The sequence below is a fragment of the Paraclostridium sp. AKS73 genome, assembly GCF_025671395.1.
In the GTDB taxonomy this organism is placed as follows: Bacteria; Bacillota; Clostridia; order Peptostreptococcales; family Peptostreptococcaceae; genus Paraclostridium; species Paraclostridium benzoelyticum.
Genome location: NZ_JAIXHU010000002.1, coordinates 58,476 through 70,998, shown reverse-complemented (window position 1 = coordinate 70,998; position 12,523 = coordinate 58,476). Strand labels below are relative to the sequence as shown.

11 protein-coding genes and 1 pseudogene are annotated in these 12,523 nt (G+C 27.6%); 10 read left to right on the top strand and 2 right to left on the bottom strand.

Translation table 11 applies throughout. The annotated features are described in order from the left end of the window. The first annotated feature begins 107 nt into the window (after positions 1–107). The 4 genes from LEQ07_RS01830 to LEQ07_RS01815 are packed head-to-tail and all read left to right on the top strand — an operon-like array spanning position 108 to position 3,379. Complete coding sequence (locus LEQ07_RS01830) at positions 108–482, top strand: hypothetical protein (protein ID WP_263329314.1); 375 nt, start codon at positions 108–110, stop codon at positions 480–482. Beyond that, on the top strand, positions 451–1,764 hold the full coding sequence (locus LEQ07_RS01825) for an ABC transporter permease (protein WP_263329313.1): 1,314 nt from the start codon (positions 451–453) through the stop codon (positions 1,762–1,764). Before LEQ07_RS01830 ends, LEQ07_RS01825 begins: the two co-directional genes overlap by 32 nt. Before the next feature lie 47 nt (positions 1,765–1,811). After that, entirely contained in the window at positions 1,812–2,693 is an 882-nt protein-coding gene (locus LEQ07_RS01820; protein WP_263329312.1) for an ABC transporter permease, read from the top strand. 20 nt (positions 2,694–2,713) lie between these two features. Further along, complete coding sequence (locus LEQ07_RS01815; RefSeq protein WP_263329311.1) at positions 2,714–3,379, top strand: ABC transporter ATP-binding protein; 666 nt, start codon at positions 2,714–2,716, stop codon at positions 3,377–3,379. Positions 3,380–3,569: 190 nt separating this feature from the next. Here LEQ07_RS01815 and LEQ07_RS20480 read toward each other — a convergent pair. Continuing rightward, positions 3,570–4,756: pseudogene (locus tag LEQ07_RS20480) on the bottom strand (class I SAM-dependent methyltransferase). A 142-nt stretch (positions 4,757–4,898) separates the two neighbouring features. On the opposite strand from LEQ07_RS20480, the gene LEQ07_RS01805 reads away from it, so the two are divergent. The 5 genes from LEQ07_RS01805 (at position 4,899) to LEQ07_RS01790 (ending at position 8,456) form a co-directional block, all read left to right on the top strand. Then, positions 4,899–5,831, top strand: coding sequence for an MATE family efflux transporter (locus tag LEQ07_RS01805; protein ID WP_317851983.1), 933 nt, complete (start codon positions 4,899–4,901; stop codon positions 5,829–5,831). 26 nt (positions 5,832–5,857) lie between these two features. Next, a complete protein-coding gene (locus LEQ07_RS19980; RefSeq protein ID WP_317851982.1) occupies positions 5,858–6,286 on the top strand; it encodes a hypothetical protein in 429 nt (142 codons plus the stop codon). 2 nt (positions 6,287–6,288) lie between these two features. Then, positions 6,289–6,927, top strand: coding sequence for a pentapeptide repeat-containing protein (locus LEQ07_RS01800; RefSeq protein ID WP_263329310.1), 639 nt, complete (start codon positions 6,289–6,291; stop codon positions 6,925–6,927). 100 nt (positions 6,928–7,027) lie between these two features. Beyond that, positions 7,028–7,717, top strand: coding sequence for a bacteriorhodopsin (locus tag LEQ07_RS01795; protein ID WP_263329309.1), 690 nt, complete (start codon positions 7,028–7,030; stop codon positions 7,715–7,717). 346 nt (positions 7,718–8,063) lie between these two features. Continuing rightward, complete coding sequence (locus tag LEQ07_RS01790; RefSeq protein WP_317851981.1) at positions 8,064–8,456, top strand: YaiI/YqxD family protein; 393 nt, start codon at positions 8,064–8,066, stop codon at positions 8,454–8,456. 189 nt (positions 8,457–8,645) lie between these two features. Here LEQ07_RS01790 and LEQ07_RS01785 read toward each other — a convergent pair whose 3' ends face one another. Next, positions 8,646–10,814 (bottom strand): type IA DNA topoisomerase, encoded by a 2,169-nt coding sequence (locus LEQ07_RS01785; RefSeq protein ID WP_263329308.1) that lies wholly within the window; start codon positions 10,812–10,814, stop codon positions 8,646–8,648. Between the two features lie 273 nt (positions 10,815–11,087). Between LEQ07_RS01785 and LEQ07_RS01780 the strand changes: the two genes are divergently transcribed. Then, positions 11,088–12,416, top strand: a complete 1,329-nt coding sequence (locus LEQ07_RS01780; RefSeq protein WP_263329307.1) for a C40 family peptidase — start codon at positions 11,088–11,090, stop codon at positions 12,414–12,416. The last annotated feature ends 107 nt before the right edge of the window (positions 12,417–12,523 follow it).

The window sequence follows — 12,523 nt, the reverse complement described above, 5'->3', positions numbered from 1 at the left end:
TTGAATAAAGAAGTTTATACAATGAACCTAAATTACCTTTTTGATAAAAAATTTAATGTAGAATTCACTTGTAGATATAAAGTAGTTTAATAGAAAGGGGAAGAATTATGAAAAAAAATTTAAACTTAGGAGTTCGATATATGAAAGCCTATAAGGCTAGGTCATTTGCAATTATACTAAGTATCATTTTATCAGTAGGTATGATAGTTGGAGTATTAACTTTAACAAAAACAGAAAAAATGAATGAATTACAAACAATGAAATACAATACGGGAATATATCATACAACATTCAAAGACTTAGATTATAATCAGCTAGAAAAAATTGAAAAGTCTAGTGATGTAGAAAATGTAGGTGCTTTTAATTTTCATGGAATTACAACAGATAAAGAAAAACAATCTGTAATAATGTTAAATTGTAATGATGATTATATAATATCAAATTCAAAGCTTGAAAAGGAAGACTTCCAAAAGAAAAAATGAAATAGTAGCTGAAGAATGGGTTTTAAAAAACTTAGGAATACAGCCTGCATTAAACCAAAATATAAAGCTTAATGTTGAAGATATAAACAAGAATGTAAAAGATGAAGACTTTAAGTTAGTAGGGATTATAAAAGATAGACCTACTGAAAAGCAAGTAGCTAAAATGCAAATGTACTTACCTCTTCAAAAGGGAAGTGAACATTTAGAAGTTGGAGTAGCTTTTAATGAGAAAATAGATATACAGGATTATTCTTTAGAACTTGCAAAAAAAGCTAATATAAATAAAGACAATATAGGGACTCAAGAAGACTTGATATCAATTTCAAATGATGCAAACAATATTAGTTTAGACAATATATTAAGTGTATTAGTTATAAGTTTAATATGCGGAATAGTTATATACAGTATTTTTAATATATCTATGTATAAAAGATTTAGAGAATATGGAGTATTAAGGGCAATAGGAGCTAGAAATTCAAAGGTATTTAAATTGATATTAAATGAGTTAATGACTTTAGGTGTTATAGGTATGCCTATAGGGATTGTAGGAGGATTAGGAGTATCTTTAATAGCTTATAAAAAATCGAGTGAATTAAAAACAAGTATAGCTTTAGATGGAAAAATTATAAGTTCACATATGGTGTATCCATTATTTGAAATAACACTAGCTATATTATTTATGGTTTTAATATTACTTTTAATATCATTTTTTACATATAGAAAGATAAATAAGTTATCTATTATAGACTCTATAAAAGGCAACAGAAAAGAAAATAGCATAAAAAGAAATAGAGTAAGTGTTAAAGATTTAAGTAAATATATGAAAACATATAAAGCTATATCTTTTAAAAATATATTAAGAAATAAAAAACGATTTATAATGATAGTTTTATCTATGAGCATCTGTGGAATTTTATTTATAAACTCTAACTATCGTTTACATTTGTCTCAAGAAGATGATTTTACATCAAATAGAGAACTTTATAATAATTCTGATATGAAAATTGATGTTTATGAAAATGAAAATCAAAGAAATGGATTAAGTAAAAAAGATATAAAACAAATTGAAAATATAGATGGGGTAAAAGAAGTAGTAAAATCTCAAATAATGAATGGAAGAATGGTTATAAATAAAGATGATATAGCTAATGATGGTTATTTTGATTCTATAAATAAATCTATCAGGGGAAGTAACCTTTTTAAAGGATATCTTGTAAAAGATAAAATAAATGATGAGTTGATATTAAAACAAAATCTTAGAGGATATGATGAAAAGCTTTAAAAGAATTAAATAATTATTTAGTACAAGGAAACATAGATATTGAAAAAATGAAAAAAGAAGACTTAGCAGTAGTTTATGTTCCTATGGTTACTGAAGAAAAATTTGATGGAGGGGTAAATTATAATAAGGTTGATAACGGTAAGCCTGTTGCAAATATAAAGATAGGTGATACTGTTAAAGTTAAATTTAGAGAAGATGGAGAAAAGTCTGTAGAGGCATGTAGATTAGAAGATACTGATGGGAAATACATAGAAAAAGAATTTAAAGTGGGTGCAGTAGTTAGCTATCCATTTATGGCAGAAGATACATACACAAGCGATCATTGTGTAGATGTAATAGTGAGCGAAGATACATTTTCTAAAGCAACAAATAGTAAAGCTTATCAAGCTATAAATATAAACTTAAAAGAAGGTGCAAATGACAAAAAAGTTTACGATGAAATACTAAAAACTACTATAAAAGTTAAAGGTGCTATGGCTAGAAATATAATTGAAGAAAAGAGAAATTCTGATGCAATGTATGAAAAATCTAGAGTTTTTAATGCTGCTATAGTAGTAGTACTATTTGTAATTGCAGTTGTAAATGTAGTAAATAATATAAGCCAAAGCATAGTAGATAGAACTAATGAATTTGGAATGTTAAGAGCAGTGGGACTTAATAATAAAGACTTTAGAAAAATGATAATATTTGAAGGGATTATATATACAGCAATATCTAGTTTAATAATTATATTTGTATCTTTAATTCTAAATAAAACAACATATGACTCGTTTGGAGTATCTAAGTTTGGGATTGAATTTAGTATAAGATATATAGATTATATATCGATAATAGTAATAAATGCATTAATTGGAGTACTTGCAACTTACTTACCTGCTAAAAAATTAGAAAAAGTAAGTGTAGTTGAAATGATAAATATAAATGAATAAGGATATTGGGAGGATTTAATATGTCAATTTTAGAAACTATAAATTTATCAAAAACTTATGGAAATAAAGAGAGTAAAGTAAACGCATTAAATAATGTTAATATAAATATAGAAAAGGGAGAATTTGTTGCAATAATAGGGCCTAGTGGAAGTGGTAAAAGTACACTTCTTCACTTGCTAGGAGGGCTTGAGAAGATAAGTAGTGGAAGCATAAAAGTAAATGGAAAAGATATTAGTAAGTTAAAAGATGTAGAACTAGCAGAATATAGAAGAAAAGAAGTGGGGTTTGTATTTCAACAATACAATTTAATTCCTGTATTAAATGTAGAAGAAAATATAGAACTTCCATTAATGTTAGGAAACGATGATATAGATGAAATATACATAAGTGAACTAATAGATGTTTTAGGTCTTAAAGATAGAAAAAATCATCTTCCTAGTCAATTATCAGGAGGACAACAACAAAGGGTTGCAATAGGAAGGGCATTATCAACAAAGCCAAGTATAATTCTTGCAGATGAGCCTACGGGAAATTTAGATAGTAAAACAACAGATGAAGTAATGGAGTTATTAAAAAAATCTATAAGAAAGTTTAAGCAAACATTAATAGTTATAACTCATGATATAAATATAGCTAAGAAAGCAGATAGAACAATTAATATAGTAGATGGAACTATAAAAATGTAAATAAAAAGCTGTCTCAAAATTAATAGCAATGAAATTATAAATTTATCATAAGCTATATATTTGAGACAGCTTTTATAGTATGTAATTAATTATAAATATTTATGTTCTTATGTAATATTTAAAAATGTACACATTTCCCACCACAATTGGTTTAAATTATAACAAGAAATTTACTCATTTTTAAGTTTAATTAATCTTCGTACATATAAGCTCTAGTCATTTTAATGTTGTTGTTAACACCTTTGCTTATTAAAATTTGATGTAAGTCTATTACTCCATTATTGAAGCAAGCAGCACAAGAAGTAAGGTATAAATCCCACATTCTCAAAAACTCTTCTCCAAACATTCCTTTTATAGTATCTCTTTCTTTATCAAAGTTTTTATACCACTCAATTAGAGTTCTTGTATAATGTCTTCTTAAACTTTCTACATCTAAAGTATAGAAATCGTATTTAGGGAACATGTCTATAATTTCGCGTAAAGAAGGAATAACTCCACCAGGGAATATATATTTTTTTATCCAAGCATCACCAGGAGATTCTGTAAGACCGCTTATGTAATGTAATAAGAAAAGACCTTTTGGTTTTAAAACACTATTAACATTTTTTAAGTATAAATCATAATGTTCACGCCCTACATGTTCAAGCATTCCAACACTAACTATTTTATCAAAAGACATTCCAGAATGTTCAAGATCTCTATAGTCCATTAATTTAACTTCTAAATAATCCTCAAGACCTTCTTCTTTTATTCTTTCTTGGAATTTTTTGTGTTGTTCTTCACTTAAAGTAATTCCAGTACCTTTTATTTTATATTTTTTGCGGCTTCTATAAGAAGATAACCCCATCCACATCCTATATCAAGTAGAGTTTCGCCTTCAGATAATTGTAGTTTCTTTAATATGTGATGTATTTTATTCATTTGAGCTTCGTAAAGTGTATCAGTTTCGTTTTTGAAATAAGCGCAAGAGTAGCTAAGTGTTTTGTCTAACCAAAGACTGTAAAAATTATTACCTAGATTGTAATGATAGCAAACTTCAGATTTTTGTTTCTTTTCATTACCAGCTTTTGAAAATATTTTACCAAGCTTAGCAAAGTTAGTGTGGAAATGATCTTTTTGACAACCAAATAAAGTATCGAGAGTAAGTAATAGGTCTCCATCAATGGTAATGTCACCACGCATGTAAGCTTCACCTAGAGTTAATGATGTGCTAGTAAGTAAATCTTTTTTACTTAGTGGATTATTGAAACAAACTTTAAAAGAAGGATTTCCTTCTCCGATTAAAAATTCTTCTCCATCCCAAAGCTTAACCTCAAATGGATTAGTATCAAGCTTTGAAAGAAATTCTTTAATAAATATTTTATCTAGATTATTCATATTAATGTCACCTCTTTAAATTCAATACCCATAAAATTTGATAGTAAACAAAAAAATTTAAATAAAATTTTAAAATACGACTTGACTGTGGAGTAACTACATACTTTATATTATTATGAGAGAAAGTTTTCAGGAGGTTAATATGGAAAATTCATTAGCAAAAAGTTTTAAATTTTCATCACTTATAAAGTTCACTATACCATCTATTGTTATGTTGGTGTTTATATCTTTATATACAATTGTTGATGGAGTATTTGTATCTAGATTTGTAAATACAGATGCATTGTCAGCAGTTAACATAGTATATCCGTTTTTAAATATAGTAATAGCTATTGCGGTAATGTTAGCTACAGGTGGAAGTGCAGTTATAGCTAAAAAATTAGGAGAAAATAAAAGTAGAGAAGCTAAAGAAAACTTTACTTTAATTGTATTAATAGGATTTATTTTAGGAATTTTAATATCTTTAATAGGATTTATATTTTCTAATAAAATTTTGAATTTATTAGGATCTACACCTGATTTGTATAAGTATTGTATAGACTATTTTTCCGCGCTTCTTATATTTGCTCCCGCATTTATAGTTAACTTATTGTTTCAATATTTAACAATGACAGCAGGAAAGCCAAAGGTGGGTCTTACTTTGACTGTAATTGGGGGTCTTACTAATATGATTTTAGATTATATATTTATAGTTCCAATGAATATGGGAATATCTGGGGCAGCTATTGCAACTGGTATGGGGAATTTAATACCAGCAGTACTTGGAACTATATATTTTATGAAAAAGAAATCTATTATTCATTTTGTAAAACCAAGATTTGATTTAAAAGTAATATTAAAAGCGTGTTCTAATGGTTCTTCAGAGATGGTTACAAATCTTTCAACTGGAGTAACTACTATGTTATTTAATTTAGCAATGATGAAATTATTAGGAGCAGATGGAGTAGCCGCTATAACTATAGTTTTATATGGCGAATTTTTAATAAATTCTGCATATATAGGATTTTCTTCTGGAGTTGCGCCAATTATAAGTTATAATTATGGTAATGATAATAAATCAGAACTAAAAAAATAATTAAGTACAGTATAAGATTTACATTAATGAGTTCAGTTACCTTATTTATAATTGCAACATTATTTGCTCCAAATATAGTAGGGATATTTTCGCCTAAAGGAACTGATGTGTTTGATATAGGATATAAAGGCTTTTCTCTTTTCTCACTAAGCTTTTTATTTACGGGAATAAATATTTTCTCATCAGCTATGTTTACAGCTTTTTCAAATGGAAAAATATCAGCAGCTGTATCATTCTTAAGAACATTTGTGTTTATAATATCAGGAATATTAATTTTACCTAGATTTTTAGGTGTAAATGGAGTATGGCTTGCAGTACCAATAGCAGAAGTTTTATCTATGATAATTTCTGTGACTTTTATATATAGATATAGAAATGTTTATGGATATGGAAAAGAAACTGAAACTCATAAAGAAGATAAGGAAAAGTCATATAAAGATATAAAGGAGTTTTAGATATGAAAAATAAAATACAAGAGCCGAAAATAAGCAATAATTTGGGGATACCAACGAATGTAATTGATGAAATTTTTGAAGAGGAATACTTAGAAAATAAAATAATTGAAAATACTACAATATCAGGTATTTATGAAGTTAGGCTTAGTTTGAATTCTTGTATATTTAAAAATGTAGAATTTGAAAGTTGTGATTTTAGAAAAATTGATATAACTGATGTGATATTTGAAAATTGTAATTTATCGAATATTAATTTTGATGATAGTGGGATTTATCGAACTAAATTTGTAAATTGCAAGTTAACCGGAACGTTGTTTGAAGATTCGATTTTAAAAGATGTTGAATTTAAAGATTGTTTAGGTAGATATTCTAATTTTTCATTTTCAAAATTTAAGGGAGTTTTAATTACAGATTCAGATTTTCAAAATGCAGTTTTCCAAGAAGTACAAAATAATAAACTAATATTGAATTCTTCAGATTTAAATAGTTCTATATTTAGTGGAACTCCATTGAATGGGGTTGATTTTACAACTTCTAGTATAGACGGTTGTGAAGTTAAACTAAATGATCTAAGAGGAGCTACATTTTCGGTTTCACAAACTTTAGAGTTAGCTAAACTAATGGGGATAATAATAAAATAGATAAAACAGACTGGTTATAAATATTTAGTAAACTTAATCAGTCTATTTTTTGTTAATTTGGAAAAGATAGGATTATAAGTAAAAATGAAAGGATATTAAAATGAAGCACGAAATTATATTGATAAATTGGGCATGTATATTCATTATGTTAGTAGGAATGCTTATGATAATATTTATGAGAAAAAAGATAGATTATGTTCCTAAAAAATTTTATAATTTAAGTTTTTATGCACTACTAATCTCAACATCATTATATATAAGTAAAGCTATTTTTATGAACATACATCCAAGTAGAAGTTTTTACATGATAATTATATACTTAGATTGGTTGATTATAACTCCGATACTAATTAATATATTAGGAACAATTGGAATGTATTATGATCATAAAAATAAGAAACTTGTATTAAGTATAGTTTTTGTATATTTAATAATGACAATAAGTTTTATAACTTCAAATAATTCAACTGGATTTATAAATGGGATTACTCTTTTGATTAGCTGTGTGCTTTTTATTATAAATTTTTGGCTAATATGGGGGCCTTTAGAAAATATAGCTAGCATTCAGGGATGTTACGAATATAAACTATATAAAATGCTAGCGTTGTTTACTACGATAATTTGGATAGGATATCCTGCATTATGGGGAATAGGGCCTAGAGTTTTAGATATAATAGATCATAAACTATATATATATTTTAGAACAATAATTCCTACTATATATAAGTTAGGGTTTATATTTATAGCATTACATGGAGTAAAAAAGGTAAATAAAATTAAACAACATTAAAAAATTATTAATTTAAATTTAACGTTTCATTTTAATTTGTCATAAAATAAAATTTTTATAAAAAATATTTTTTAATATGGAATTTGGCAAAAATGTGTAGTACTATGTATACATAGACAACAAGATTAGACAAAAAACAACTAGAAAACAATAGGAATTGACATAAATATTAAAGAGGGTGTTCATTCTCCCAATGACACCCCTATAACCTTTAGATAAAATACTATCCCCCCATAAAATAGTATTTTAAACCTAATACCCACCCATTTAAAAGACTGTCTCGGAAGCAGTCTTTTTTTTTATTTTAGTTTATAATTAAGTAAAGTCAAATAATTAGGAGAAAGATATGAAAATTTTAATAGATGCGGATGGATGTCCTGTTGTTGATATAACTATAGAAGTTGCAAGAAAACTTGGGATAGAAGTAATACTAATGTGTGATACTTCGCATATATTTAATAAGCAAGGCATAGAAACAATCATTTTATCTAAAGGGGCAGATTCGGTAGATTTTGCATTAGTAAACAAGGTTAAGAAAGATGATATAGTAGTAACTCAAGATTATGGACTTGCTGCTATGGTTTTAGCAAAATCAGGTAACCCAATAAATCAAAATGGTAAACTTTATACAAGTGAAAATATTGATCAATTATTATTTACAAGACACATATCTAAAAAAGCTAGAAATGCAGGTTCTAGAATGAAAGGACCTAAAAAAGACAAAAAGAAGATGATATAAACTTTAAAGATAACTTAATCAAATTAATCAACAATCTTAACAATTCATCCATGTAAAAGAAAAAGAGAAGTAAATTATTTCTGAATAAGCGAAGTATACAACATATGTATTGACGAAACACTTCCGTACAAAGTACGTCGTGTAAAGGAAATACATATGTTGTATACGAAGCCAATAAACAGAGTTAATTTACTTCTCTTTTTCTTTTTCTTTCTCTTTCTCAAATTCCATGTCCCAAGAGAAATACCCATTATCTTTTTTAGTATATTTTAAAATAGCATCAAATTTATTTCCACTTTTACTAGTCAAACCTTTAACTTTAGCAGAACCACTTTTTAAAATGCTTTTTACCATAGTTTTGTTAGGTTTTTTCTTTAAAGCTAATAAGAATTTGTCACTATTCCAAATTCCAAATTTACATTCTTTATAATTAGTGCAAATATAACCTTTAGAACATTCAACCACATCATTTTGACAGACTGGACATTTTCCGAAGCTTTCTTGTTTTGTTCCATCATTAGAGAAAGTTCCTTTAGAATATCTTTTCGTTTTAGGATTATAGCTATAAACTTCAGTACTAATATTTTTATTACTATCATTTTTTATAGCTTCAACTCCATTTACTATGAAGTTCATTATATTTGTAAGGTACTCACTTCTAGTGAATTCTCCTCTTTGAATGTCACTTAAGCTTTTTTCAAGTTTACCAGTGTAATCAACATCTAGTAAATCCTTTAAAGGGAATATTTCAACTAAGTTTTTACCTAAATCAGTAATATAATAAGATTTACCTTTTTTATTTACATAGCCTACTTCTGAAATTTTCTTTAAAACTTCAGCACGAGTAGCAGAAGTACCTATTGAGTAACCTGATAAAACTGCTGTATCATCATCAGATACATTTTTACCGCAGTTTTTCATAGCTTTAAGTAATGTATCTTCGGTGTAAGACTTAGGTGGTGTAGTTTGTTTTGTTAATATATCCATTTTAACAACATCTACAACCTCATCTTTATTAACAAATGGCAATAAGTCATCTTTTTCTTCCTTATTATAAACTTCTAAGTATCCTTTAACTTTAAGAACTTTACCCTTTGTTAAAAATTTATGGTCATCCACGAAAGTATGAATTTCAGTGTTTTCATATTCAGCAGGAGGCATGAAGTTAGCTACAAATCTATCCTTTATAGCATTATATACAATTTCTTCATCAGGAGTCAGCTTAGTAGGAATTATGTAAGTTGGCATAATGGCACTATGGCTATCAACTTTTGAAGAATCAAAAACTCTCTTACTTTTAGTGAATTTAATCTTATCTGCATAAGGAAGTCCAACTTTAATCTTTTCTAAAGTTTGAGATGCCTTACCAGCTAAGCTTTCCTCCAAGTATATAGAATCAGTTCTTGGATATGTTATATATCCACCTTTTCCCTTACCTTCATATAAAGACTGGCACACTTTTAAGACTTTATCAGAAGTAAAGCTAGAGTATTTTGAAGTTATGTAACCTTGAAGAGATGTTAAACTAAATAATTTAGGAGCATACTCTTTAGAGGTTGTAACTTTCTTATCTTTAACAATACCAGTAGGTGAAGTTATACTATCTATTACTTTGTTAGCATCATCTATACTATCAAATTTTGATTCTTTTCCTTTTATATACTTACCTTTATATTTACCATTAGAACAACTAAAGTTTCCTTCTATTTCATAATATGTTTTAGGAACAAAATTAGCTATTTCCATATCTCTATCATAAACTAACTTTACAGTTGGAAGTATAACTCTACCGATATTTAATAGTTTTCCATTTCCGTATTTCAAAGTAGTCATTGATGTAAAATTAATTCCAATTAGCCAATCAGTTACTAGTCTTGTATATCCTGCAGCTTGTAGATTTCTCATCTGTTCATCTGTTTTTAAAGTTGAAAGGCCTCTTTTAATATCTTCAGGAGTCCATTCATTTACTAGTATTCTTTTTACAGGCTTTTTATTTTTAGCTGTTAGAAAAATCAAAAAAGCTATCAGTTCACCTTCACGGTCATTATCTGTAGCATTTATAATTTCTTCAACATCGTCTCTATGAATTAACGATTTTACTATATTAAATTGCTTAGATTTAGACCCGTCAACTTTGAATCTAAATTTATCAGGGATAAAAGGAAAGTTTTCACTTTTCCAAGATCCTGCATAAGACTTATCGTAATCTTTAACATCATATAAAGATACTAAATGACCTACAGCATAAGTAACTATATAGCCATTTCCTTCAAAATATCCATCACGTTTAGTTTTAGCACCTAAAAATGAGGCTATTGTTTTAGCAACAGAGGGTTTTTCTGCTAATATCAGTTTCATATTTAAAACCTCCTTAATAAAACCTATTAAATATATTAGCACATAAAAAGAAGTAACTTCAAGAAAACTATAAAAATTATATGTATAAAGAAAAAGTAAAATCCGTATATAATGAATTGACATATAACTAGGTATAATTGGGAAGTCGTTACAATGATAGACAAAATGTTACAATTTTGTAATAATAACTATAGTATAAAAATATATTATTGAAATTATCGAATATTTATAGGGAGAGGAGCAAAGCAAATATATGAATTTAAAGAAAAAAGCATGATAGCTGGATTAATTTCAGCGGCGATAATAATTCCAGCTTCTACTGGGGTATCGTTTGCTAATACGAATGAACAAACTAAAAGTGTTGATTATAGAACTATAAAAGGGAATTCTGTAAACTTTAGACAAGGGCCAGGGACTAATTACTCATCTATTGGAAAGTTAAACACAGGAGATAAAGTTGAATATATAGAAACTGTAGGTTCTTGGACAAAAATTAAGTATAATGGAACAGAAGGATTTGTACATGGTGATTATGTATCAGGATCTACAGGAAATGAAGAAGATAATACTGTAAAAGGGAACAAGCAAGTTACAGGAAATAGCGTAAACTTTAGAAAAGGACCGGGAACAAGTTACTCAGTTATAAAAACTTTAAGCAAAGGAACACAAGTAGGTGTAATATCAGAAAGTAATGGATGGTCAAAAATAAGCTACAATGGGACAGTAGGATATATATCATCTCAGTACTTAGGAGATATAACTTCAGGTGGCGGACAAGAAGATAATACTGTAAAAGAAAATAAGCAAGTTACAGGAAGTAGTGTTAACTTTAGAAAAGGACCGGGAACTAATTACTCAGTAATAACAGCTTTAAGCAAAGGAACACAAGTAGGTGTAATATCAGAAAGCAATGGATGGTCAAAAATAAGCTACAATGGAACAATAGGATATATATCATCTCAATATTTAGGAGATATAAATTCAGGTGGTGGACAAGAAGATAATACTGTAAAAGAAAATAAGCAAGTTACTGCCAGTAGTTTAAATCTTAGAAAAGGACCAGGAACTAATTACTCAGTAATAAGATCATTGAGTAGAGGAACACAAGTAGGAGTAATATCAGAGAATAATGGATGGTCAAAAATAAATTATAATGGAACAATAGGATATGTATCATCTCAATATTTAGGAACTGTAGACTCAGGTGGGGGAGAAAATCCAGGGCAATCATCTAGTGCAGATAAAGTTATAAATATTGCTAAACAACAATTAGGAAAGAAATATGTGTGGGGAGCTGAAGGTCCAAATACTTTTGACTGTTCAGGATTCACGCTTTATTCATTTAAAAATGGAGCAGGAAAAAGCCTACCTAGAGTTTCTAAAGAGCAAAGCAAATATGGGACATCTGTAAGCAAAAGTAATCTTCAAAAAGGAGATTTAGTTTTCTTTGATACAGATGGAGACGGTGTAGTAAATCATGTTGGTATATATATTGGAAATAATGAATTTATACATGCTTCGTCAGGAGCTGGAAAAGTTGTAATATCACAGTTCAATAGTTACTATAATTCTAAATTTACAAATGCAAGAAGAGTTTTATAAAAATAAAAAGCTAAGCTTTTTATTTTTTTTTACTTTATGTGTATAAATATGATTGTAAATTGAAAATACTAATAAAGTCATCATAATTATAGTATTAAGTGAAGGAG